General features: G+C 62.0%; 23 protein-coding genes. 7 read left to right on the forward strand and 16 right to left on the reverse strand.

Annotated elements, in window-relative coordinates; translation table 11 throughout:
- Window positions 1-18: 18 nt before the first annotated feature.
- Window positions 19-1224: a GTP-binding protein gene (locus QTJ18_RS14780; RefSeq protein WP_252750958.1), complete on the forward strand. Its 1206-nt coding sequence runs from the start codon at window positions 19-21 to the stop codon at window positions 1222-1224.
- Window positions 1225-1286: 62 nt separating this feature from the next.
- Here the strand turns inward: QTJ18_RS14780 and QTJ18_RS14785 are convergent, their stop codons facing one another.
- The 3 genes from QTJ18_RS14785 to gndA all read right to left on the reverse strand — a co-directional run bounded on the left by QTJ18_RS14785 (window position 1287) and on the right by gndA (window position 5387).
- A complete protein-coding gene (locus tag QTJ18_RS14785) occupies window positions 1287-2594 on the reverse strand; it encodes a hypothetical protein (protein WP_252750959.1) in 1308 nt (435 codons plus the stop codon).
- Window positions 2595-2762: 168 nt separating this feature from the next.
- Window positions 2763-3806, reverse strand: coding sequence for an L-glyceraldehyde 3-phosphate reductase (gene mgrA, locus QTJ18_RS14790; RefSeq protein WP_252750960.1), 1044 nt, complete (start codon window positions 3804-3806; stop codon window positions 2763-2765).
- 150 nt (window positions 3807-3956) lie between these two features.
- The gene (gene gndA, locus QTJ18_RS14795; protein WP_252750961.1) at window positions 3957-5387 is read right to left on the reverse strand and encodes an NADP-dependent phosphogluconate dehydrogenase; all 1431 of its coding nucleotides are present in this window, start codon (window positions 5385-5387) and stop codon (window positions 3957-3959) included.
- A gap of 204 nt (window positions 5388-5591) precedes the next feature.
- On the opposite strand from gndA, the gene QTJ18_RS14800 reads away from it, so the two are divergent.
- Window positions 5592-6014, forward strand: a complete 423-nt coding sequence (locus tag QTJ18_RS14800) for an SRPBCC family protein (RefSeq protein WP_252751341.1) — start codon at window positions 5592-5594, stop codon at window positions 6012-6014.
- Window positions 6015-6109: 95 nt separating this feature from the next.
- Here the strand turns inward: QTJ18_RS14800 and QTJ18_RS14805 are convergent, their stop codons facing one another.
- The 7 genes from QTJ18_RS14805 to QTJ18_RS14835 form a co-directional block, all read right to left on the reverse strand.
- Window positions 6110-7045 carry a lipid A biosynthesis lauroyl acyltransferase gene (locus QTJ18_RS14805; RefSeq protein WP_252750962.1) on the reverse strand — a complete coding sequence of 312 codons (936 nt, stop codon included), beginning with the start codon at window positions 7043-7045 and terminating at the stop codon, window positions 6110-6112.
- A gap of 4 nt (window positions 7046-7049) precedes the next feature.
- The gene (locus QTJ18_RS14810; RefSeq protein WP_252750963.1) at window positions 7050-8078 is read right to left on the reverse strand and encodes a zinc-binding dehydrogenase; all 1029 of its coding nucleotides are present in this window, start codon (window positions 8076-8078) and stop codon (window positions 7050-7052) included.
- Window positions 8079-8283: 205 nt separating this feature from the next.
- A complete protein-coding gene (locus tag QTJ18_RS14815) occupies window positions 8284-9573 on the reverse strand; it encodes a beta-ketoacyl-ACP synthase (RefSeq protein WP_252750964.1) in 1290 nt (429 codons plus the stop codon).
- A 10-nt stretch (window positions 9574-9583) separates the two neighbouring features.
- On the reverse strand, window positions 9584-10789 hold the full coding sequence (locus QTJ18_RS14820) for a beta-ketoacyl-ACP synthase (RefSeq protein WP_252750965.1): 1206 nt from the start codon (window positions 10787-10789) through the stop codon (window positions 9584-9586).
- Window positions 10790-10956: 167 nt separating this feature from the next.
- Window positions 10957-11427, reverse strand: a complete 471-nt coding sequence (locus QTJ18_RS14825; protein ID WP_252750966.1) for a 3-hydroxyacyl-ACP dehydratase FabZ family protein — start codon at window positions 11425-11427, stop codon at window positions 10957-10959.
- 20 nt (window positions 11428-11447) lie between these two features.
- On the reverse strand, window positions 11448-11726 hold the full coding sequence (locus QTJ18_RS14830) for an acyl carrier protein (protein ID WP_046797252.1): 279 nt from the start codon (window positions 11724-11726) through the stop codon (window positions 11448-11450).
- Between the two features lie 135 nt (window positions 11727-11861).
- Window positions 11862-12821: a nucleoside hydrolase gene (locus QTJ18_RS14835; protein ID WP_252750967.1), complete on the reverse strand. Its 960-nt coding sequence runs from the start codon at window positions 12819-12821 to the stop codon at window positions 11862-11864.
- Between the two features lie 301 nt (window positions 12822-13122).
- On the opposite strand from QTJ18_RS14835, the gene QTJ18_RS14840 reads away from it, so the two are divergent.
- Window positions 13123-13908 (forward strand): TSUP family transporter, encoded by a 786-nt coding sequence (locus tag QTJ18_RS14840; RefSeq protein WP_252750968.1) that lies wholly within the window; start codon window positions 13123-13125, stop codon window positions 13906-13908.
- Between the two features lie 68 nt (window positions 13909-13976).
- Here the strand turns inward: QTJ18_RS14840 and cobU are convergent, their stop codons facing one another.
- Window positions 13977-14516, reverse strand: a complete 540-nt coding sequence (gene cobU / locus QTJ18_RS14845) for a bifunctional adenosylcobinamide kinase/adenosylcobinamide-phosphate guanylyltransferase (RefSeq protein WP_252750969.1) — start codon at window positions 14514-14516, stop codon at window positions 13977-13979.
- A gap of 637 nt (window positions 14517-15153) precedes the next feature.
- On the opposite strand from cobU, the gene QTJ18_RS14850 reads away from it, so the two are divergent.
- Window positions 15154-15504, forward strand: a complete 351-nt coding sequence (locus tag QTJ18_RS14850) for a hypothetical protein (RefSeq protein WP_252750970.1) — start codon at window positions 15154-15156, stop codon at window positions 15502-15504.
- A 96-nt stretch (window positions 15505-15600) separates the two neighbouring features.
- On the opposite strand, the gene QTJ18_RS14855 is transcribed toward QTJ18_RS14850, so the two are convergent.
- The gene (locus tag QTJ18_RS14855; protein WP_252750971.1) at window positions 15601-15759 is read right to left on the reverse strand and encodes an entericidin domain-containing protein; all 159 of its coding nucleotides are present in this window, start codon (window positions 15757-15759) and stop codon (window positions 15601-15603) included.
- A gap of 279 nt (window positions 15760-16038) precedes the next feature.
- Between QTJ18_RS14855 and QTJ18_RS14860 the strand changes: the two genes are divergently transcribed.
- Entirely contained in the window at window positions 16039-16815 is a 777-nt protein-coding gene (locus QTJ18_RS14860) for a formyl transferase (RefSeq protein WP_301557809.1), read from the forward strand.
- A gap of 330 nt (window positions 16816-17145) precedes the next feature.
- Here QTJ18_RS14860 and QTJ18_RS14865 read toward each other — a convergent pair whose 3' ends face one another.
- A complete protein-coding gene (locus QTJ18_RS14865; protein WP_252750973.1) occupies window positions 17146-18042 on the reverse strand; it encodes a LysR family transcriptional regulator in 897 nt (298 codons plus the stop codon).
- Window positions 18043-18295: 253 nt separating this feature from the next.
- On the opposite strand from QTJ18_RS14865, the gene QTJ18_RS14870 reads away from it, so the two are divergent.
- The gene (locus QTJ18_RS14870) at window positions 18296-18532 is read left to right on the forward strand and encodes a hypothetical protein (protein ID WP_252750974.1); all 237 of its coding nucleotides are present in this window, start codon (window positions 18296-18298) and stop codon (window positions 18530-18532) included.
- 186 nt (window positions 18533-18718) lie between these two features.
- On the forward strand, window positions 18719-19786 hold the full coding sequence (locus QTJ18_RS14875; protein WP_252750975.1) for a GlxA family transcriptional regulator: 1068 nt from the start codon (window positions 18719-18721) through the stop codon (window positions 19784-19786).
- Between the two features lie 3 nt (window positions 19787-19789).
- Here QTJ18_RS14875 and QTJ18_RS14880 read toward each other — a convergent pair whose 3' ends face one another.
- The 3 genes from QTJ18_RS14880 to QTJ18_RS14890 form a co-directional block, all read right to left on the reverse strand.
- A complete protein-coding gene (locus tag QTJ18_RS14880) occupies window positions 19790-21184 on the reverse strand; it encodes a GGDEF domain-containing response regulator (protein WP_252750976.1) in 1395 nt (464 codons plus the stop codon).
- 15 nt (window positions 21185-21199) lie between these two features.
- Window positions 21200-22057, reverse strand: a complete 858-nt coding sequence (locus QTJ18_RS14885) for a response regulator (RefSeq protein ID WP_252750977.1) — start codon at window positions 22055-22057, stop codon at window positions 21200-21202.
- A 263-nt stretch (window positions 22058-22320) separates the two neighbouring features.
- Window positions 22321-24834, reverse strand: a complete 2514-nt coding sequence (locus tag QTJ18_RS14890) for a GcvT family protein (RefSeq protein ID WP_252751342.1) — start codon at window positions 24832-24834, stop codon at window positions 22321-22323.
- Window positions 24835-24851 lie beyond the last annotated feature (17 nt).

The raw sequence follows: 24851 nt of genomic DNA on the forward strand, positions 1-24851 counted from the left end.
AACAACAGTGAGGCTTTCATGGACACTCGTCTTCCTGTTTCCGTGCTTTCCGGTTTCCTGGGAGCCGGCAAGACCACGCTTCTCAACCACATCCTCTCCAACCGGCAGGGCCTGCGCGTCGCAGTCATCGTCAACGATATGAGCGAGGTGAATATCGATGCGGCCCTGGTGCGGGAGGGCGGGGCAGACCTCTCGCGCACGCAGGAACAGCTGGTGGAAATGACCAATGGCTGCATCTGTTGCACGCTCCGCGATGATCTTCTGAAGGAAGTGCGGGCACTGGCAGCGCAGAAGCGCTTCGATTACCTGCTGATCGAAGCGACCGGCATTGCCGAGCCGCTCCCGGTGGCTGCCACCTTCGAATTCCGCGACGAGAACGGCGACAGCCTGTCCGATCTGGCCCGGCTCGACACCATGGTCACGGTCGTCGATGCCGCCAATCTGCTCAAGGATTACGGTTCGGCCGATTTCCTGGCGGACCGCGGAGAGACGGCAGGCGAAGGCGATCACCGCACCCTGGTGGATCTGCTGGTGGAGCAGATCGAATTTGCCGATGTCGTGGTTCTCAACAAGGTATCGGACGCGCGCGCCGCGGATCTTGCTGCGGCTCGCACCATCATTGCCGGATTGAACCCCGATGCCCGCCTTGTGGAGGTGGATTTTGGTCGAGTGGATCCGCGCGACGTGCTCGGCACGGGACGCTTCGATTTTGCCAAGGCCGAAACGCACCCGCTCTGGTTCAAGGAACTGCATGGCTTTGCGGATCACGTGCCGGAAACGGAGGAATACGGCATCCGCTCCTTCGTCTACCGCGCGCGGCGACCCTTCGACCCGGCAAGGCTGCATGCCTTCATCCAGCAAAGCTGGCCGGGCGTGATCCGCGCCAAGGGCTTTTTCTGGCTGGCGACGCGGCCTTATCATGTGGGCGAAATTTCCCAGGCCGGCGCCATGGTGCGCACGCAAAAGCTTGGCCTTTGGTGGGATTCGGTCCCGCGCGAGCAATGGCCGCAGGATCAGGATTTCCGCGATGGCCTTGCCCGCTATCTTGATCCGGTCTGGGGTGATCGCCGCCAGGAAATCGTCTTCATCGGCAGCGGCGAGATGGACGAGCATGCCATTCGCGACAGGCTGGATACCTGCCTCCTGCCCGACAGCCGCTTCGAACCGGACCGTTGGCGCGACCTGCCGGACCCCTTTGCGAGCTGGAACCGCCGTGCCGCCTGAGCCCGCTGAACATAGCAGGCCAGAACGAGCGGGTGAGCCGAAAGCGGGTCAGAGGAAGCGGGTCAGGATGAGGGACATCCGGGCCCGCCCACGCTCTCGGCATAGTCGCGATAGCGCGTCAGAATTCTGTCGCGAACGGGATCATAGGGCACCCAGTAATCGTCCGGCAGCTGCAGCATGCGGGTGACGCAAGGGCCGGACATGATCACGCTCATGGTGGGGAGCGGAAATGTGCTGGCAAATTCCTCGTAGCCAATGCCGATCTCCGGGAGCGACAGCCTGCCGCTTCTGGCGTCGAGCGCCTGCTCCAGGCGCACCATCAACTTGTGCCATCGCCATTCGGTAATCGCCGAATAGGCGCAGGCAATGCCGATGAAGACGGCGAAACAGGCGGCTGCCGTCCGGTCGAAGGCGTGCCCGATGCGTAAGCGCACATGCAGCACCGCCGCCGCCATCAGCAGCGGCAGCACGCTGACGGAGAAGGTGCGGGCCGCAAAGCTCTGGCCTCCGGTAATGCGGTGCCAGGTCATCTGCGCCACGAAGAGGATCGCCACCACCGCAATGACACCCGCCACGAGGTAGCGGCGCTTGCCCGTCACCTGGGCGGCCAGCACGGCCAGCACCATGGCCAGGCAGGCCTGCGCCAGGGGCGAGCCGAGCGCGACCATGGTCTGCTCGCGAAAGCCGTTGTAATTGCTCACATCGCGCGGATGCACAATCCCGTCGAGGGATATGCCGATGCCGATGGCCAGCAGTACGGCTCCCGCAAACCACAACACGCTTTTTCGCCTAATCGAGCTCGTCCGGCCGTTCCACAGGCACAGGCAAAAAGGAATGGCGAGAACGACAACCGCCGCTTCGTAGAGCCGCAGGGACAGAATGCAAAGGCTGTAAAAGGCGACCCAGTCATACCAGCGCCGCTCGGGAAACAGGCAAAAGGCGAGCAAGGGCCAGGCGCAGAGCGCAAGGACGTGATGCTCGCCCATGATGATGAAGGTACTGTTGAGTTCCAGAAGAACGAAGGAAATGAGCGGATAGGCCAGCAGCGTCGGCGCATTTCTCATCCAGGCAAGGCAGAGCGCAAAGCTCACCACCGCCGGAAGAAAGACGTTCAGCGCATAGAGATGTTTGATCTCTTCCAGACCGAGATCGAAAAGCCGCGACCCATAAACCGGCAGAAATTGCGTGGCATATTGGGCATTGCTGCGATGCCAGCCGACCAGAACGAAACCCTGCCAGTCGGCCAATCGCGCCAGGTAATAGGACCCATCCGCGGAGAGAATGCGGTCAGCGAGGAAACCGATGGCCCAGGCGGCAAGGCAGAGGAGGACGGCCGCCATCATGGATGTGCGGACGGAAGGCAGGCGCATGGCACATTCCCGGGTGCTGGTAGGAGACGCTGACGGTCTCGGGTGCAATTCAGGCGAGCAATGTGACGAAGACTATAGTCAAATGCAACCCTAGACTGAGAGATCCTTCCGGGTCTCTGCAGGGGCCGGGCGCGCCAAGGGAGGCGCACCGGGCTTGAAGTCTAACCTTTAGCGGGAGGGACCGTTCCGTTCCGCGGAGGCGGCCCACAGATTGATATCCGCATCCTTGGCGAATACCTCGATCTCCGCCAGCTCCTCCTTGGTGAAGTCGGGCTTTTCCAGCGCCGCAACGCAATCGGTCACCTGCTCGGGCCGGCTTGCGCCGATCAGTGCTGATGTCACGCGCCCGCCGCGCAGCACCCAGGCGATCGCCATCTGTGCCAGCGTCTGGCCGCGCTTTTCGGCAATTGCGTTGAGGCCGCGCAGGTTTTCGATATTGCGCTCGTTGAGGAAGGCGGGACGCAGCGACTTGCCCTGTGCGGCGCGGCTGTCATCCGGAATGCCGCCGAGATATTTCGAGGTCAGCATGCCCTGCGCCAGCGGCGAAAACACGATGGAGCCGATGCCGAGATCATCCAGCGTGTCGAGCAGTCCATCCTCTTCCACCCAGCGATTGATGATCGAATAGCTCGGCTGGTGGATCAGGCAGGGCGTGCCGAGATCCTTGAGAATGGCCGCGGCCTCGCGGCTGCGCTTGGAATTATAGGAGGAGATCCCGACATAGAGCGCCCGGCCGGAACGCACGATGTGATCCAGCGCGCCGCAGGTCTCTTCCAGCGGCGTATCGGGGTCGAAACGATGCGAATAGAAGATATCGACGTAATCGAGGCCCATGCGCTTGAGGCTCTGGTCGCAGGACGCGATCAGATATTTCCGGCTGCCCCATTCGCCATAGGGTCCGGGCCACATGTTGTAGCCGGCCTTGGAGGAGATGATCATCTCATCGCGATAGCCGGCAAAATCCGTGCGCAGGATCTCGCCGAACGCCGTTTCGGCGCTGCCCGGCAGCGGTCCGTAATTATTGGCGAGATCGAAATGGGTAATGCCGAGATCGAAGGCGGTGCGGCATATGTCGCGCTTGCGCTGATGCGGCGTATCATCGCCGAAATTGTGCCAGAGGCCCAGAGAGAGCGCCGGCAGCTTCAGCCCCGAGCGGCCACAACGATTGTATTTCATGCGCGAATAGCGGTCGTCCGAAGGCGTCCAGGCCATTGATTACTCCTCCATAAGGTCGTGCAGATCGTCATGCTCCGCAGCCGGCCGGACAGGCATCCGAGCCCGACTCGCCGCGCATGACCGAAGATGGCAAAGGCAGGCTGCCGATCGGCACCCTGCCCCCGTTTCTGTTCGGCTGGGCGCAGATCAGGCGTTCAGGCCGCTGCCCCAGGGTCCGTGATGTCTGTCAACGCCGTCGACGCGATCAAAGCCATGGGCGCCGAAGAAATCGCGCTGCGCCTGGATGAGGTTCGCCGTGCCGCGCGAACGGCGATAGCTGTCGAAATAGGCCAGCGCCGAGGACAGGGCCGGAACGGGAAGCCCGGCCATGGCGGCGGTGGAGACCACGCGGCGCAGCGCGCCATCGCTTTCCTTCACCAGCTGTGCAAAGGCCGGGGTGACGATCAGGTTCGCAACATCAGGATCCTTCGAAAAGGCCGACGTAATCTCATCGAGGAATTGCGAGCGGATGATGCAGCCGGCACGCCAGATCCTGGCAATGGTCGGCATAGGCAGGTTCCAGCCATATTCCTTCGAGGCCGCCGCCATGACCGCGAAGCCCTGGGCATAAGCGCCGACCTTGGCCGCAAGCAGCGCATTCTCAAGATCCGCCAGGAAAGAAACGCCGTCAGTCGCCGGGAAGGCAACCGTATCCGGCAGGCCGAGGACCTTTTCGGCTGCGATGCGCTCCACCTTCTGCGAAGACAGGATACGGCCCGCCACGGCCGCCTCGATACCCATTGCGGCGACGCCAAGATTCTGCGCCTCGATCACCGACCATTTGCCGGTTCCCTTCTGTCCGGCAGCATCCTGGATGACGTCCACCATCGGCTGACCGGTGATCGGATCGATCGCGGACAGCACTTTCTCGGTGATCTCGATGAGGTAGGAGTTGAGCCGGCCCTCGTTCCAGCGGCCGAAGACCTGGCCGATTTCGGCTGCGGACAGCTTCAGACCGTCGCGAAGGATGCCGTAGATCTCGGCGATCATCTGCATATCGGCATATTCGATGCCGTTATGGATCGTCTTGACGAAATGGCCCGCACCGTCATTGCCGAGCCAGGCAACGCAAGGCTCGCCATTGAACTTCGCCGAAATGGAGGTCAGCACGGTTTCCACGCGCTTCCAGCTCTCTTCCGTGCCGCCCACCATGATCGAGGGACCATGGCGCGCGCCCTCTTCGCCGCCGGAGACACCCATGCCGATAAAGGTGAAGGGGCTGTCCTTGAGAGCGGCAAAGCGGCGCATCGTATCGCGGAAATTGGCGTTCCCGGCATCGATCATGATATCGCCGGCCGAAAGATAGGGCTTCAGCAGTTCCATCTGCTGGTCCACCGGATCGCCGGCCTTGATCATGATGATGATCGGGCGCGGCGGACGGATGGCAGCCGTGAACTGCTCCAGCGTCTCGCAGGCAATGATCTGCCCCTGCAGCGCACCGGCTTCTGCATAGAATTTTCGCGTCGCTTCAGGACTGCGGTTGAAGACGGCAATCTTGTTGCCCTTCTCGGCAATGTTGAGAGCCAGGTTGGAACCCATAACGCCAAGGCCGATAAGCCCGATTTCTGCCTGTTCCACGGGGGGATGCCTCCAATACTGTTGGGAGGCTGTTTTGGCATCCAAACGGGCGGACGGCAAGGTCGAGGCAGCGCAAATCCGGCCAATAATTGAACCCCTGACAGATTTGCCTTTGCCGCAGGCAGCCGTGGCTCGCGTCATCCCCTTGCCTTTCGCAATCCCTGCGCCATAAAGAACAAGCCATGAACAGGATGGAGGATGGCCATGCAGCCCATGGAGGCAAAATGCGTACATGTCTCGATCGATCGGCCATGGGCTGAGGTCTATGATTTTGCCCATCGACCGGAATGCATGGCGCGATGGGCATCCGGCCTGGGTGCAGGACTGACGCAAGAGGGTGAAGACTGGCTGGCCGATGGCGGCCCGCTGGGCCAGGTGCGCGTCACCTTCACCCCGCGCAATGCGTTCGGCGTGATGGACCATACCGTGCATATGCCGTCCGGCCTCAAGGTGCATAACGCATTCCGCATTGTCCAGAACGGCCGCGGCGCCGAAGCGATCTTCCTGGTCACCCGTCTGCCGGATCAGACGGCCGAGCAATTCGCCAAGGACGCCGCGCATGTGGCCAAGGATCTGGCACGCCTGAAGGAAATTATGGAGGAAGAAGGCGCCGAGGCGCAGGATTGACGCGCTGGAGCCTCGGGCAAAAACGTGAAATGCGGTCTTTCGTAATCCCGATGGGTCGACGAAAGGCTCTGTAAGCGCCGGGCCGTTTCGGATCTTCACCCTTTCAGGCTGTGCTTGATGTTCCAGCGGTCGTGATACCACAGCCATTGTTCGGGATTTTCCCGCACCCAGCTTTCCACTTTGTCATTGAGAAGCTGGCCGGTCGCCTGCACGTCCACACCGCCTTTCTCGTTGCGCGGAATGTCTATCTTCGGCTCGATCTCCAGCCGGTAGCGATTGTCGGGCAGGCGCACGCACCGTGCCGGATAGACTTCGCAATCGAACTGCCGGACGAGCTTTGCCAGAAGCGGATTGGTTTGTACCGGGCGGCCGAAGAAGCTGGTCGACAGCCCCTTCTGGAACTTCTGGTCGACCAGCACGCCAATGCCTCTGCCCGCCTCCAGCTGCCGCGCCAGCGCGAAGGATGATCCGGCATGCGATGGCACGAGCTTGCCCATGCGCGAGGCGCGGAACGAAAAGACCTTCTCGGCGATATAGGGGTTGTTCGGCGGCCGGAACATCACCGTGACGTTGAGGCCGAAGGCATTGCCGGCGACGGGCAGGAGTTCGAAATTGCCTGTATGCGCCGTGAAGACGATGAAGGGCCGCGGATTGTCGCGCAGATCGAGGAATATCGGTATTCCCGACACCTCCACCCGGCCCGGCTCCGGCGCTGCCGGATCGAAATCGAAGAGGCGATCGAGGAAGACATATTCCGCTGCAAGCCGGCCCATATGACCCCAGGAGGCAAGGGCGATTTTTTCGCGCTCGGCCTGCGACTTCTCCGGATAGGCATTTTCGAGGTTGACGAGCATCAGCCTGTGCCGGCCGGTCATCGGCCCGATCTTTCGAACCAGCCCATCGGCAAAGCGGATCGCCGGATCGGCCGGCAAGAGCTTCAGGAGGTTGAGGAACCCGAAAGCCGCCTGCGCCACCAGCCATTGCTGCAGGCGACGCAGGAAGAGCACGATCCTGGTGATCAGCATTTTCAACGGATCAGTCCATCCTCAGAACGATCTTGCCGAAAACCTGCCGGCCTTCCATGCGCTCCAGCGCGCGGTCAATTTCGCCGAAAGTGACTTCGGTATCGACGACGGGATGGACGATTCCGCGCGCCATCTTCTGCATGGCATTGGCCATGTTCTCCATGCGGCAGCCGAAGGAACCGAAAAGCTTCAGCTGCTGCTGGAAGAGCATCATCAGATTGATATCGGTCGAGACGCCGGAGGTGGAGCCGCAGGTGACGAGACGGCCGCCGCGCTTCATGCAGAGCATGGAGCCGGCCCATGTATCCTTGCCGACATGTTCGAAGACGACATCGACGCCCTTCTTGCGGGTCAGCTTGCGCACCACGCCCTCGAAGCGGTCGGTCCGGTAATTGATGACATGATCGGCGCCGAGCGCCTTCGCCTTCTCGATCTTGTCGTCGGAACCGACGGTGGTGATGACGGTGCAGCCCATCTTCTTTGCCAGCTGGATGGCCGCGGTGCCGATGCCGGAACCGCCGGCATGGACGAGGATGGTCTCGCCCGGCTCGAGCTTGGCATTGTCGAACAGCATGTGCTCGACCGTCCCGAAAGTCACCGGAGCAAGCGCAGCGGCAATGGCATCGATACCGGGCGGTGCCGGCACCAGCTGACGGGCCGGAATGTTGATCTTCTCCTGCGCAAAGCCGTCCAGATGGAAGCCGTGCACGCCGGAGACATGTTCGCACAGATTGTCGCGGCCCTCGCGACAGGGCCTGCAGAGGCCGCAGGTGCGCGCGCCATAGACGGAGACCAGCTGGCCCGGCAGCACATTTGCGACGCCCGGACCAATGGCTTCGACGACCCCGGACGCCTCGGCGCCGATGGTCAGCGGCATCTTGCGCTTGGCAAAGGCCATTCCACGCCAGCCCCAGACATCGATGTGGTTCAGCGCCACCGCCTTGACCCTCAGCGTGACCTCGCCTGGCGCCGGTGCCTCCGGTTCCGGAATATCGGTCGCTTCAAGGCGGCGGTCATCGATCAGTTGCAGAGCGCGCATGAATATATCCCTTCGCCCGAAGGCGTCAAAACGTGTGGGGCATGATGCCGGAATGAGAGCGGAATTCGGTCCGGTCGGACCGATCCTGTCGGTCCAGACCAGTTCCTTCCCCTGGACAAACCGGCTGCATGGCGTAGCCCCAGCTTACGCCAACAGCCTTCGACCCGGTGGATGGCCGGTTTGAAAACTCCGCTGTCAGCGCTGTTTAAGCCGGCTCCGCCGTCATGACAAGGCTGGCATTCTGCCCGCCAAAGCCGAAGGAGTTCGACAGCACGGCCGTGACCTGCTGATCCCGCTTCCTGTTGGGCACCACGTCCAGCACAATGGCGGGATCCGGATTGACATGATTGATGGTCGGCGGCAGCGTTCCCGTCAACATGGTCTGGATCGAGAAGACCGCCTCCACCGCACCGGCGGCCGTCAGCGTGTGACCGATCATCGACTTGTTGGAGGAACATGGAATGGCATCCTTCAGCCTGTCGCCGAACACGGCAAGCATGGCGCCATATTCCATCTTGTCGTTTTCCGGCGTGGACGTGCCATGAGCGTTGATATAGCCGATCCCGCTCTCGTCCATGCCGGCATCGTCAAGCGCTGCGCGGATCGTCGCGATCGCCGGCCCGCCGTCCGGCGAGGAACGGGTGCGGTGGAAGTGATCGGCCTTTTCGCCGCAACCCTTCAGGATGCCGAGAATCTTCGCGCCGCGCGCAACGGCTGATTCGAGCGATTCCAGCACCAGGGTCGCGGCCCCTTCGGCGATGACAAAGCCGTCGCGATCCTTGCTGAAGGGCTTGGAGGCTTTTTCCGGCGGATCGTTCTGTGTCGACAGCGCCGAAAGAAGCGAAAAACGAATGAGCGCTTCGGCACTGACGGAGCCGTCTGTCGCAACCGTCAGCGCCCGGTCCGTCCGGCCCTGGCGGATGGCTTCGACGCCAAGCTGGATCGCCGTCGCTCCGGATGCACAGGCGGTCGACAGGGTGATCGGCAGACCGCGCGTGCCGAAATGGTCGGAGAGGCGCTCGGAGATCGATCCGAACTGCACGGCCTCGAGAAAGACCGGGTCGGGCCTTTCGCGCATGGCGGTCAGGAAGCGGTCATAGGCATCGGCATCCCTGGCAGGCGGCGGCGCGCGGTCCGCCAGTTCGAAACGGGCGCTCCATTCCGGCTCCACAGGCGGCGCGGCGAGGAAGAGCGGCCCGCCGAAATCGCCGGAAAGGCCGGCCTGCGCCAGCGCTTCCGTCGTCGTCTCGCGCGCCATGGCAAAGGAGCGCTCGACCGAATTGGGATAGGGAACTTCGATGAAATCCACCGTTCCGCAAATGCGGGTGGAAAGGCCCTCGGTCGGGAAACGGGTGATCTTGTGAATGCCGGAGGTGCCGGAGGTCAGCGCCGACCAGTTGTCGGTCAGCCCCTGCCCCAGCGAGGTGATGACGCCCATTCCGGTGACGGCGATGATGGGACGGCCCAGATGGTCTTTGAAGGCAGCAGTGCTCATGATGTCATCCTCAACCGTTCTTCGACAGGACAGCAAGCCCTTCGCCGCGCAGGTAGCCCACGGTCGTGACCACCGCATGGCTGGCGCCGCCGCTCATCTGCTTTTCGTGTTCCGGATCGAAGACCGGCACCTGCGCGCCCTGATCGAGCGAGAGGGCGGCGAGAGCCAGGCCGAGCGGGAACTGTGCTTCCATGGCATGGCCCGTGACCCCGCCATAGCCGCGAAGCGCCGCGCCCGGAAACTCCGCCTCCAGGGCCGCGCGTTCGCGCGCCGCCAGGTCCACAAGCCCGCTCGAACCCGAAAAGACGACGAGATCGCCGGGCACGGCATTGCGCGCAAGGCCGCTCATGCGGCTCAGGCGGCCTTCCAGCCCGCGATCCTCCCGGTTGCCGCGATCTCCCTCGATCGTATCGACGACCGCATAGATATGTGCGCCGCGCGCTTCCGCATGGGTGCGGCTCTCCATGACCAGGAAGGCACCGACCGATCCCATGATCATGCCGCCGCCATGTTCGGCGGAACGCGACCACAGCGGACGCCAATCGCCGGTCGCATGGGCGCGAATGCCCTCCACCAGCAGAAGAATATCCGCCCGTTCGGCAACGAAGGCGCCGCCAACCAGCGAATGGGTCGACTGGCCGGCCTTGATGCGATGATAGGCTGTCTCCACCGCGGAAATCCCGGCCGCCTCCTCGCCCATGAATGTGCGGGACGAGCCGGTGACTTTGTGCACGATGGAAATATTGCCGGCCAGGAGATTAGAGAGCTGGGCGAGGAAAAGCGTCGGGCGCAATTCGGTCGTCAGCTTCTCGTTCAGCAACATTTCGCGGTCGTTGCGCTTGAGGGCCTCGTCGACGATGAGCGTATCGACCTTGATATCCCGCTCCCCGCCACCGGCCGCAACGATCATGTCCATCGTGCCGCAGAGGTCCGCATTGTCCTTCAGCCCGGCATCGTCGAGCGCAAGACCAGCCGCAAAAACGCCGAGACGCTGCCAGTTTTCCATCTGGCGCTGATCGCCGCGCTTGGCGATCTGCTGCGACCAGTCGATCTCCGGCATGGGATGGACCGGATAGGGATGGAAGCGCTCCGTCTCGACCGGCGGCCGGCGCGTTTCATGGCCGGTCAGCAGGTCCACATGCGGCGCCTTGCCGACGCCCTGGCAGGTGACGATGCCAATTCCGGTGATTACGACATCCATGTCAGAAATGCTCATCTGGAGATCATCCTTTTCACCCACGCCTTCGAAGCTTCGACGATGGGCCGTCATCATGACCGGTTACAGCGCGGATGCGCCTGACGAAAGAGGGCTTTCGGTCGGACCGGAGCACCAAAACCCTTCGGCCCGCATATTCCACTTTGCGCCGCTGCGAGCGCCAGGGATCACGCCTTTGCCAGCGCGTCCACGAGCCCTACTTCGTCGGCGCGCTTTCGCACGATATCGGCCAGCGGAACCTGGTCGAAAGGCATGGTGCGCAGTTTCAGCTGCGCATCGCAGACCTTCTTGCCCGCCGCCGTGATCTTGGTTTTTGCAACGGCATAGCCGGAGCCTTGATGCTCCAGAAACGCCTCGATGTCGAGCACTGCGTCCGGTTCGACGAAGCTGCGCATCTTGGCGCTGTCGACGGACATCAGAAAGGGCATGGCGGAAAAGTCGGTGGCGCCCAGTACGAGAAAGCCGGCGGCCTGCGCCATGGTCTCGATCAGCAGAACACCGGGCACCAGCGGCATGCCGGGAAAATGTCCCTCGAAGACCGGGCTTTTCGACGGCACGACAGATCGTGCCGTCAATATACCGGCCTGCAGATCGACCGAATCGACCCGATCGATCATCTGGAAATATTCAAGAAGCATGCGGCTTCACCGGCAGGCCGTCAGGCCTTGGCCGCCCTCAGCTCGTCGATCTTGGCGCACAGGTTCTTCAGCACGAAATATTCTTCCGTCGAAACCTTGCCTTCGTTGACTTCCTGGGTCCACTGCTCCAGCGGAATCTTGATGCCGAATTCCTTGTCGATCGCGAAGACGATGTCGAGGAAGTCCAGGCTATCAATGCCCAGATCGTCGATCGTATGGCTTTCGGGGGTGATGGTCTCGCGATCGATTTCACTGGTTTCCGCAATGATATCGGCGACTTTGTCGAAGGTAGCGGTCACGCTTTCATCCTCTGAATCTCTTAAGTTTGATGTTCCACATAGGGAAAACCGGCATCAATGCCAATGGCCTCGAAGCCGCGAGGCCGAATTTTGCACCTTAACTGTTGCCCAACGGCAATCGCGCGCTGCGGTGCGTCAGCCGGCACGCCCCTCAACCAGAGCCGTTCGAATCACCGAAAGCACCGCCTCGGGCTGCACATGCGTGGTGATCAGCTGGCTCGGATGGCCGTCCCAGTGGCCCGGCGGAAAGGCCCGGCCGTCCGGTTTCTGGATCGTCTGCCCATCGGCAATGCCGCCGCAGACCACGCGGATCGGCCCGCTGCGCGTCTCGAACAGGTCCGGCCGCACGAGATAGACGCAGGCACAGCTGTCATGCACGACCATGCCGTCGGCGACGCGGCTCTTGTAGAAGTCGATGTAAAGCTGCGAGATATCGGAGAGTAGACCGATATCGGCGCCGCCGGCCTGAACCATTTCCGCCAGGAAGCCGCTCGTCATGACGGTCTGCATGGTGACGTCGAGGCCCACGACCGTGACCCGCCAGGGCGCGGTGAAGACCAGATCGGCAGCCTCCGGATCGCCATGGATATTGGCCTCGGCCGCCGGCGAGACATTGCCATTGATGCCGAAGGCGCCGCCCATGATGATCACATCGCGCACCAGAGCCGCGACATCGGGATCGTGCTGCAGGACAAGTGCGAGATTGGTCATCCGGCCAACGGCGATCAGCGTGACCTCGCCCGGATGGGCGCGCACGGTATCGATGATGAATTGGTAGGCCGGTCGTGGATCGACCGTGCGCGACAGAGCCTCGGGCACGGGCACATCGCCAATACCGTTATGACCGTGAATGGCGGTCGGCCAGTAGCTTCCGCCCCGCGCCGGATCGAAGGTCTCTCCCGCGCCTTGCGCAACAGGTGCCGGGATGGACCAGGCCTGCGCGAGATAAAGCGCGTTGCGCGTGGTCAGCTCGATCGGCGCATTGCCGAAGACCGTGGTCACGCCGATCAGATCGATCTGAGGATGCTTGTGAAGGAAAAGAAGCGCCATGGCATCGTCAATGCCCGGATCCGTATCGAATATGACCTTATGCATGCACACGATCCTGAAGATTGGACGGCGCGCATGAATGCGCCGCCGGCCTGGTGTTGGAAGGCGCGCACAATAGCGCCGCCGGATCAGGACGCAAGCCATCCCCGGCCTCTCCCAGCCTTTCCCCAACTCTCTCCGTCTTTCCCTGTCTCTCCCCGCCTCTTCCGTCTTTGCCTGCCTTTCCCTGCCAAGAGCCGGCGCAGGCATGGCTTGCCAGGATGCATGGAGGGTGTCAGAAGACACGCGCCCTGCCCCGGCATCTGCCCGCAGATGCGACCCTGCTTCTCCGATACCGAGCCCTGCCGTGCACGATCTTGCCCCTCAAATCCTGATGCTGCTGTTCCTGGCCGCCATTCTGGCCGGCTTCATCGATTCGATCGCCGGTGGCGGCGGGCTGATTACCATTCCTGCCATGCTCCTGGCCGGCATACCGCCGCTCGAATCGCTGGCCACCAACAAGGTCCAGGGTCCTTTCGGTGCGGCTTCGGCGACGATTGCCTATGCCAGGCGCGGCCATGTCGATCTCAAAGCGCAATTGCCGATGGCGGCGATCGCCTTTGTCGGCGGCGGCATCGGCGCGCTCATCGCGTCGCATGTGCCGGGCCACTATCTCGGCGCGGCCATTCCCTTTCTGCTGATCGGCATTGCCCTGTTCTTTGCCCTGAAGCCCAACCTCTCCGACGTGGACCGCGCGCAGCGCATGACGCCGGCACTGTTTTCGGTGATCGCCGTGCCGCTCGTCGCCCTTTACGATGGCGTCTTCGGCCCTGGCGCCGGGTCCTTCTACATGCTGAGCTTCGTTCTGCTGGCCGGCTTCGGCATGCTGAAGGCAACCGCCCACACCAAGCTTCTCAATCTCGGATCGAATCTCGGCTCGCTCGCAGTCTTTGCCGTCAACGGCGTCATCTTCTGGAAACTCGGCCTGATGATGGGCGTCGGCCAGCTGATCGGCGCGCAGATCGGATCGCGACTGGCCATGCACGGCGGCGCAAAGATCATCAAGCCGCTGCTCGTCCTGTCCTGCATTGCCATGGCCGCAAAACTTCTGTCGGATCCGGCCCATCCGATCCGGCTCTGGCTGGGAATCTAGCCGTCAACCGGCCTGCCCGGCCATGCCTGTCCCATTGCCAGACCGCATCGCACGTTGGCGAAAATTGATCAGCCCTTCATCCGCAGCGATAATCCTGCCGCGATGAAAAAGACCTCGTCGGCGGTTGCCGCTATCCGCTGATGCAGACGCCCCGCATGATCGCGAAAGGCGCGCGCCATGGCATTGTCCGGCACGATGCCGAGACCGACCTCATTGGAAACGAAGATCACGCGTCCGGCACAGGACGGCAAGGCCGCGGCGAGCCGGTCTGCCTCGCCATCCACATCCGCCTCGGCCATCATCAGATTGGTGACCCACAGGGTCAGGCAATCGACGAGGATGACGCGGTCGGCGCGGGCAAGGTCAAGAAGTGTCTCGGTCAGCCGAAGCGGCTCCTCATGCGTCATCCAGTCCGGACCCCGGTCCAGCCGGTGCCGGTCTATTCGCTCGCGCATCTCCTGGTCGAAGATCTGCGAGGTCGCCAGATAGTGGCGTTGCAGGCCGCTCGCTGCCGCGCAATCTTCGGCGAATCGGGATTTGCCCGATCGCGCACCGCCCAGCACGAAGGAGATCTTGCCGGAACGCTCGGGTGTCGAATCAATCGTCATGCGGGCCTTGGGACGCGGAAGGATGGCTCGGCCCGTACCGGGCTGCATGCATGAAAGCGGCGAATTCGTAGATGAAGAGGCGCCGCCGGGCTGATCATGATGCATCGGTACGAGCCGATAGCCGGACAATCCACCAAAGGATCGGCTGCCCTGCCGGCGCTTAGAACGGGCTGCACTGCAAGCTTTGCAAAAGCGGCACCGGCTTGTCAACCGGAACCGGAGGCCCGTCGCCACACAGGACGCTGACGCAAGGCGGAAGTTCAGCAGAAAAGGCTCTCGCCCGGACCATGGGAGATATCGCCAAGATACTGGCGGAAAAAAGAAAACGGCTCCGGGACGCACTACATTTCCGGAGCCTTGGCGGCTTGGCCACGCGCCACTCATAGCTGGTTGATTCTTACCGAGGCGTTAGCTCCCGCTACTTTTCGCGATTGAGAGCAAAAAAACTTTTTAGACCCGCGGGCGGCTGGCCGCCCGTCATGTTCGTCGCGCCGGAGGCTCACGGCGTGCCGCGCGGTCGACCCGACCGGCACAATTTCGCCGCTGCCAGTCTGACGCAAGGCCGATGAAGGAGAGTAGCCTTGCGCAGACGCCGGATCCGCTCCCGTCTGTCCAGGCAATCACGACGCGAGAGACGATGACCAGTATTTCCCCCATCGGCACACGAGAGACGGTGTGCGACGCCCTGAAGCATCTGTCTGCGGAGAATCAGGCATGGCTGCGATTGATGATGGAAAACCCACAGGCCGACGATACGCTGCTGGATGGGCTGCACCTGTTTCTCGACCGGGCGTCGGAGGCTAGCTTCCTGAATTCGCTGAAACTGTCGCAGACGGGAGAATGGACCGGCAATCATGCGCCCGGCCGGCTGCAGATCCGCCTGATGGAGGCGGCCAAATCGAGCCAGCATCCCGCCTTCCTGGCCTTTCGCGATGGGCTCATCAAGTCAGGCGGCTTTGATCGCGCCTATCCCAAGGCGCCGGTCTAAGCGCCGGGCACAAGGCAAATTGGCATCAAGCCGCACTTGCGGCGAGACACATCCGACGGCCGACGCCTAAAAAGGCATCGACCGCCGGAGCGCGGATCAACGGGCTGCGCGCTGGACGCGGGTGCCGGCGTCCTGCGTGGCATTGACGGTATTGGCCGCATCCTGACCGACGCCGCGGATCGTGTTGCCGCAGGACGACAGCGAGAACATCGTTGCGAAAAGGGCTGCAATTACGGTGATTGACTTGGCCGTCATGATTTTGAAACTCCGATAGAGAAAAGCTGGTCCGCTTGGAAATCCTGTTTCCGCCATGGGAACGTTTGAAGTCGGAAAAAGTTCACGCGCCTGTGACCTGTCTTGAAGACAATTTCGTCCGCCCCGCCAGAGCCGCGCTTTGCCGGCGTTCGCTCGCTCCAGAAAGCCCGCAGAGCATAAAGCCGAACGCCTTCCGCTCTACCAATTGGTAAAGCATTTTCGAATATTCACTGATGTTGAACATTCGTATGTGCGAATGCGGCGATACAGGCGATGACGATGCAAGATACAAGGCAGGCACGGCTTCTGGTTCTTACTGCCGGAGGTCCCAATCCGCAGGTCATGATCAATGCCCTTGCGGCGCATTTTCCCAATCTGGCCGTGATCGAGGAAGATTACGAGCCGAAATCCGCCATCCTCCGGCGCAGGGCCCGTCGCCTCGGGCTGGCGGTTGCGCTCGGACAGCTGGCGACCATGGTCGTGTCGCGGCTGGGCAAGCGCCTGGCGATCCGGCGCAGCCGCGAAATCCTGGCGCAGTATGGCGTATCGGCAGAAAGAGATCCCCTGCTGCCCGTCACCCGCGTCGCCTCGGTGAACGAGGCTGCGGCGCATCAGGCCATTGCGCGATATGCCCCGGATCTGATCCTGACCATCTCCTGTCGCCTCCTGACACGCCAGACGCTGGACATGATTGCCTGCCCCGTCGTCAACTTTCATGCGGGCATCAATCCGGCCTATCGCGGACAGATGGGCGCCTATTGGGCGCTGGTCGATGAAGAACCGGAACAGTTCGGCGCGACATTCCATCTTGTCGATGCCGGCACGGACACCGGGGCCACGCTGGCCGAGATCCGGCTCGCCCCGTCGCGAGACGACACGATCGCCACCTATCCCTTGCTGCTGACGGCCGCGGCGAGCCAAATGGCGCCGGACCTCCTGCGGGATGTCCTCAACGGCACTGCGCAGGCCTCTGTGCCGGAAGGGCGCTCCGTGCTTCGCTTTCCGCCGCCGGTCTGGACCTATCTCTATCACGGACTTGCCCGCCGCATCTGGTGACGCATCCTCGGGTGCAGCGGGGAGGTTTTTGGAAGACCAGGCTCAAAACGCCTCAACAAGCCTCGCATAGGCTTCGACGCGTAGATGCAGGAGGGCGGAATGCACTCCGCCATCATTGCGCGCCGTTTCATGATGAGCACGGACTGCCGCCTGAAAGGATCCGACCATGCAATATGACTGGTCCGGCAACCAACGCCGCCTGCGCCTGACCTTCCGCCAGGCCGTCGCCCTGGCTTCGCTGTCAGCCCTCGTCGGGGCTGTCGCCATGAGCCTCTGGACATAAAGCCCCACTTCGCCTGAAGCGGGGTGAAGCCTCGCGGCATCCGCCTGTCAGGCAACCGCCTTTTCATATTCCCGATAGGCATCGCGGATTTTGTCCGCCACCGCTTTGGCGGGCACGGAAAGCTGGGGCGCGGAGATGAGGCGGATGTCGAAAGTCATGAGTTCGGGCAGACCTTCCTTGGGACCCAGCACCGCCATATCGCTGGTGATATAGGATCTTGGGAAGGGCGCGATGGCAAGGTCGGACAGCACCGCCGCGCGCTGCGCCATGGTATTGGCGCTGAGATAGGCAATGCGATAGGGCCGCTTCATCTGCTCCAGCCCGGCAATTGCCGTCTCGCGCCAGATACACCCCTCTTCCCAGATCGAAATCGGCAGCGGATCACGCAGATGCGCCGTGCCGCATTTCGCTCCGGCCCAGACCAGCCGATCCTTGTACACCACCTCGCCGGCGGGCATGCTGGAGCGGGCGGAATAATTGATCAGCGCCAGATCCAGCCGCTGCTCCTCCATGCGCCGCCGCAGCTTCAGGCTCATATCCACTGTGACATCCACCATGATGCCGGGGAATTTCGCCGCAAAATCCTTCAGAATGTTCGGCAGCAACCGCTCTGCTATGTCATCGGCAGCACCCAGGCGCACGACACCGGACAGTTCCGGCATCACGAAGCGCGACACCGCTTCATTGGACAGCGCGATCATGCGCCGGGCGTAGGATAGCAGCATCTCGCCATGCGGCGTCAGCGATACGGACCGCGCATCGCGCAGGAACAGCGTCGTGCGTAGCTGCTCCTCCAGTTTCTTGATCTGCATGGAGACGGCCGAGGGCGTCCTCAGAACGGCTTCCGCTGCCGTCGAGAAATTGCCCGTATCGGCAATGGCGACGAAGGTGCGCAGCACATCATTGTCCAGCAGCGGGAGGATCTGTCGAAACGGCGCGTTCATGGGACGACCTTCAAATTAAATGAACTTAAGCACCATATCATTTCATTTGATTGATCGTCAACGGGGCGCGACACTGCAGGCTGAGGTATCGACCCTCGGGGCACGCCTCATGGAGCATCATTTGAGTGAATGATTCCCATGAAATTCATTCGTTTGATTGATGGAGAGATCCGGTGCTTTCTGTTGAGGAGCCAGGACCAACATACCAGCAGCCAGAGCCTGCAGACATGACAACCAGACAAGGAGCCGTACCATGACATTTCTTCTCGACCACCGGCTGGGCCTGTCCCGCCGCCACACCTCGTCCCGCCTGGAAAGGCTGGCGGCGCATGTGACCGCCCTCCTTTCCCCCCTTCTTTCCGCTTTCGAACAATGGCGGACCACCCGGACGCGCGCCCGTACATTGCGGGAGATCGAAGCTCTCCCCTTCGACGTGCGCAAGGATATCGGTTGGCCTTCCGATGCCGACCAGCCGCGAAAGTTCTCCTAAGATGAGCGGTTCGTGTGCCTGACGGCGAGGATCGATCGACGGAGATTGCCCGATCGAACCTCGCCGTTGCTTGCCTAAGAGTAGAATATGCGCAATGTCGCAGACACTGTAAGAAACGTCGCAACCGGAACATGCCAAGGCCATAATTTCACGCGACCACTATAGGCTCATGGAGCCTGACCCCGGATGACCAAGCCGCCCACCCTCAAGCGGACACTCGTTTTCCTTCTTGTCCCGAATTTCACCATGTTGCCCTTTGCGGCCGCGGTGGAAACGCTGCGCATCGCCAACCGGATGCTGGGCTATCAGGCCTATGACTGGCGGCTGATGTCGGCCGATGGCGAGAAGGTGCATTCCTCGAGCGGCATCGCCATCGAGGTGAATTCGTCACTGGCGGATGAACGGCGCCATCTTGGCGGGGCCTTTCGGCCGGATATGGTGCTGGTCTGTTCCGGCATCGCCGTGGAGGAGTTCAACAACAAATCGGTCCACGCCTTCCTGCGCGAGACCTATAATCGCGGCGTCGCCGTCGGCAGCCTCTGTACGGGCGCCCATGTGCTGGCGCAGGCAGGCCTGTTGAACGGCAGGCGCTGCGCCATCCACTGGGAGAATCTGCCGGGCTTCGCCGAAGCCTTCCCTCAGGTCGAAGTCTATGCCGATCTCTATGAGGTCGACGCCAATCTCTACACATGCGCCGGCGGCACCGCGTCACTCGACATGATGCTGAACCTGATCGGCCAGGATTTCGGCGAGACGCTTGTCAACCGCGTCTGCGAACAGCAGCTGACCGATCGCGTCCGCAACCCGAATGACCGGCAGCGCCTGCCCTTGCGGGCCAGGCTCGGCGTGCACCACAACAAGGTGCTGGCGATCATCGAACTGATGGAAAGCCATCTTGCCGAGCCTCTGACGCTCGTCGACATTGCCGATCAGGTGGGATTGTCGCGACGGCAGGTGGAACGCCTGTTCCGCCAGGAGATGGGTCGTTCGCCGGCGCGCTATTATCTCGAGATCCGGCTGGATCGCGCCCGGCATCTTCTGGTGCAATCCTCCTTGCCGATCGTGGAAGTGGCGGTTGCCTGCGGCTTTGTTTCCGCCTCGCATTTCTCCAAATGCTATCGGGAGGTCTACAATCGCTCGCCGCAACAGGAGCGTGCGGAGCGCAAGCTGACAATCAGCCCGGCGCCATCCTCGCGCAGCAGGGAGGAGAAGGCAGATCCGCCGCTGCTGACAGCCAGCCAGGCGCTAAGGTAACAGTCAGGCGCTCAGATAGAGCACATCGCCGCCCGTTTCGAAGGGCTGGGGACGCCGCGGGCCGTCCGCCCGGGTCGCCTCGCCGATAACTCGCATCCAGTGATCGGAGAATACACGGTCACGGCCACTCTGCTTGGCCATGAACAGAAATTGGTCGGCGGCATTCAGGTAATTGTCGAAGGTTTCGCGTCCCTCGATCTCGGCAACGCCGATCGACACGGTGATCGACACGCTCTGATCGCCGGCAGTGAATTTCAGCCGCGACATTTCGTGGCGCAGCATCTCGCAGAAGATCGATGCGCGCGCACCGTCCATGCCGACAAGCAGCAAGGCGAATTCTTCGCCGCCAAGCCGCGCAATCAGCTGATCGTCGCCCGCCAGCATTTGCTGCAGGCACGAGGCGACCCCCATCAGCACCGTATCGCCGACGTCATTGCCGTAGGTTTCGTTGATCCGTCTGAAATGATCGATATCGACGAGGGCCATGGAACAGGCCGTGCCGGTCTGCAGGCATTTTTCCACCCGGTCCGGTCCGACGAGGTAGAAGTAACGCCGGTTCGAGAGGCCGGTGAGATAATCGCTCGAGGCCGCGATGCGCAGGCGTTTCAATTGCGACAGGGTGTCGATGGCATGCGCGACGCGGCACTGCACCTCTTCCGCCAGAAGCGGCTGATAGATGACATCGTCGGCACCCGCCTTGATGAAGCCGACCGAGAGGAAGCGGTCCGCCGTCGGCAGAAGGCCGATCAGGCGCAACCGGTCTTCTCCATGCTTGCGGCGAATGCGCCTGCAGAACTGCAATCCGTCCATATCCGGCAATTGCTTGCCGATCACGACGAGTTCGATATCGGGATTGGTCTCGATCAGCGACCGCCCCTCTTCGCCGGTCGCCACCTCGATGACATTGAGAAGCTGCGCCCTCAGCATTTGCGCCAGATGCGTGCGGGTCTCGCCGGCTTCGTGAACCACAAGCACGCGTATATCGCGATTGGCGAGTGCACGGCGGACCGAATCGACAATCATGTCGCAGGCGCGCTCATTGTCCTTCACGACGTAATCGACGACCCGGCGGTCGAGAATACGCTCGCGCACGCCCATGTCGAAGCTGCCGGTGAAGACGATCACCGGAATGCCGAAGCTGATGACCAGGTCCAGCACCTCGCCATGCGGTGAGCCGGGAAGGTTGAGATCGACGACGGCCACCGGGAAATTGCCCCGGTTTGCCTTCAAGGTTTCCTGCAGGGCGGAAAGGCTGGCGCAATGGCAGACATTGCGGCCGATCTCCTCCCGGAACCGATAGGACAGGATGGAGGCGAAGGTACGCGAATCCTCCACCAGAAGCACAGGCCCGTCATCCCGGTCGCGTTTCGGCGCAACGATCTGCTGGACATAGGGCATGTCCTGTCCCTTTCGTCAGGCTGTCACAGCGCGCATGGCTGGCTGACGACGCTCCTGCGCCGCCTGCATGGACTTGATCTGCACGAGGGTGTCGAGGTTCTGGTTGACGCGGCAGTAGAATTCCTCGTCGATGAACGGCCTCAGCATGAAATCATTGCCGCCGGCCTTCAGGAAGCGCGCCGTCAGCAGTCGGTCGGAGGACGAGGAGACGCCGATCACCCGCAATTCATGCGAGCCGCGCACGGAGCGGATGCGACGGGTCAGTTCGAACCCGTCAATATCGGGCATGTTGTAGTCGGTGACGACCAGGCCGATATCGGCGTTCTTCTTGAGGATTTCGATTGCCTTGGCACCGCTTTCGGCAACGCTGACCCGGAAGTTGTAACGCTTCAGCCGCGTCGAGAGCAAAGCGCGGGCAGTCGGGCTATCGTCGACGATCAGCACATGATGACGATGATTGGTCAGGAAGCGGCAGACCGATTCGACCAGCATCTCGACGGCATAGACATTGTCCTTGAGAATGTAGTCGACAATCTCCTTGGCCAGCAGCGCCTCGCGGGTCTGCTCCTGAAAGGTTCCGGTGAAGACGATCGTCGGGATATTGAGGTCCACCAGATATTCCAGCGCCTCGCCGTTTTCGGCACCGGGCAGGTTGATATTGGAAATGGCCAGCGTGACGGGCTCGTCGGACAGTTCATTGGCAGTGGTCAGATCGTCGAAGGTTCGGCAGATCTCTGCCTCAATATTGAAGATCTCCTTCAATCGCTGACGTATCATCGATGTAAAGACGTTGGAATCTTCCGCAACGATGATCCGGGCTTTCGGAAATTGCTCACCGGAATACTGCATCCCCGAAAAACCGAGATATGTCATGACCACCCTTTGTCCCCTCTAGAGTATTTCCAGAAAATACTGCGGTTCATGCGATGATCATGATCCCGTATTCACCGGAAATGCCCTAGCTGAGGATCAAACTAATCAAGCTCAATTGCTGAAACATTAAGCGGATCGACCGCGAATGGTCTGCCGGATAAAAAAAGCGGCCGCTGGCGGCCGCTTCGCAAATCCTGGTAAATATTCTGCGGCGCCTGCCGCCGGTCGATCCCCGCAGCGGGGTCTTTGAGATGTCGGGGTTTCTAGCCGCGCAGTCGCTGATTGTCGGGGTCGAAGGGGCTTTCGCCGATCACTTCGGCCTCGTAGAGCGTGCCGAGAATGCGGATCCTGAGCTGCGTGCCGATTGCGGCGTGCTGCGGATCGAGCATGGCAAGCGCCAGCGACTTTCCGACGCGCCAACCATAGCCGCCGCTGGTAGCCCGGCCGACCAGTTCTCCCGCGCTGTTGTAGATGGCTTCGGATCCCCGGGCATCGACATCTGTCGTCCCCTTGACCTCGATCGTCGAGAAGATCCATCGCAGGCCCTCGGCCCGGTGCGCCAACAGGCCGTCGCGGCCGAGGAAGGGCTTTTCCGGGCGGATGAAGCGATCGAGGCCGCTTTCATAGGCATTATATTCGATCGACAGCTCACGGCCCATATTGCGGTAGGATTTTTCGACCGCCATCGACACCATGGCGCGGATGCCGAAGGGCTTGATCGAAAATTCCGCCCCGGCCTCCATCAGCCGGTCGAAGATATAGGCCTGCATCTCGATCGGATGATGCAGCTCCCAGCCCAGCTCGCCGACGAAATTGACCCGCAAGGCGTGGGCAGTGGCAAGGCCGACGGAAATCTGCCGGCCGGTCAACCACGGGAAATCCCGGCTGTCCAGGCTGGTGCGCGTCAGCTTGCGCAGCACGTCGCGCGACCGCGGGCCGGCAAGCACGAGAACGCCATAGGCCTGTGTGATCGGCCGCAGGACGACCGACCCGTCCTCTGGCGCCAGCCGCTGGAGAAGGTCGTGGTCATGCGCTTCGAGACCACCGGCCGAGACCATATAGAAGCGGTCCGGCGCCCATTCATAGATGGTGAATTCGGCACGCACGCCGCCGGCAGGGGTCAGGATATGGGCAAGCGCGATGCGGCCGCGCTTCTTCGGGATCGCATTGGCGAAGATCGTCTCGAGCCAGGCTCGGGCACCGGGACCCGAGACCTCCATCTTGGCAAAAGGCGACATGTCGAGGACGCCGACATTGGTGGTGACGCTCTCCACCTCATGGCCCACATGCTCGAAGTAATTGGAGCGACGGAAGGACCATTTCTCCACATAGCGGCCGTCATCCAGCGGCGGCGCGTAATTATGGTTGGTGATGACGTCGGCGCCGACTCCTCTCTCGCTGTCGGCAAGCCTGTAGCCATCCGGCGCAAACCAGTTGGCGCGCTCCCAGCCATAGAGCGAGCCGAACACGCCGCCCATCGCCTTCAGCCGGTCATAGATCGGCGTCGTCTTCAGCGGGCGCGCGGCGGCACGCTCCTCATCGGGATAATGCATCGTGAAAACATTGGCATAGGCTTCTTCGTTCTTGGCGATCAGGTAGCCTTCCGTTGCGTAAGGACCGAAGCGACGGGGATCCACCCCCATCAGATCCACGGTCGGCTCGCCATCGACGATCCATTCGGCCAGCTGCCAGCCGGCCCCGCCCGCCGCCGTGATGCCGAAGGAATGGCCCTCGTTGAGCCAGAAACTCCTGAGGCCCGGCGCCGGCCCGACGATCGGATTGCCATCCGGTGTGTAGGCGATGGCGCCATTATAGACCTTCTTGATGCCCACTTCGCCGAAGGCCGGCACCCTTGCGATCGCCGCCTCGATATGCGGCATGAGGCGGTCGAGATCCTCCTGGAAGAGCTCGTATTCGCTCTCCGCCGAAGGGCCGTCGACATAACAGACCGGCGCTCCGACCTCGTAGGGGCCGAGAATGAGCCCACCGGCCTCCTCGCGCATATACCAGGCGGAATCGGATTCCCGCAGCACGCCCATTTCCGGCAGCCCCTGCCGGCGGCGCTCCTGGATCGCCGGATGCGGCTCGGTGACGATATACTGGTGCTCGACGGGAATGACCGGAATGTTGATGCCGACCATTTCGCCGGTCTTGCGGGCAAAGGAGCCGGTACAGGAAACGACGTGCTCGGCGACGATCTCACCCTTGTCCGTCGTCACCGTCCACTGACCATCGGGCCGCTGCTTGAGAGCGGTCACGGCCGTGTTCCTGTAGATCGTCGCGCCAAGATCGCGCGCGCCCTTGGCCAGCGCCTGGGTGAGATCGGCCGGCTGGATATAGCCGTCATCCGGATGCTGGATCGCGCCGAGCAGGCCCTCGGTCTCGCAGAGCGGCCAGATCTCCTTCACCTGGTCCGGTGTCAGAATATTGACCGTCACACCGATCGTCTCGGCAATGCCGGCATAGTACATATACTCGTCCCACCGGTCCCGCGTGCGGGCAAGTCGAATATTGGAGACCTTGGAAAATCCGACATTCATGCCGGTCTCCGTCTGCAGCTCCTCGTAGAAGCGAACGGAATATTTGTGCAGCTGGCCCACCGAATAAGACAGGTTGAACAGCGGCAGGAGACCGGCTGCATGCCAGGTGGAGCCGGAGGTGAGTTCCTTGCGCTCGATCAGCACGCAGTCGCTCCAGCCCTTCTTTGCCAGGTGATAGAGCGTGGAGACGCCGACGACGCCGCCTCCGATCACCACTGCCCGTGCCTGTGTCTTCATCGCCTCGATCCCCTCGT

It is taken from the genome of Rhizobium sp. SSA_523, assembly GCF_030435705.1.
Lineage (GTDB): Bacteria > Pseudomonadota > Alphaproteobacteria > Rhizobiales > Rhizobiaceae > Neorhizobium.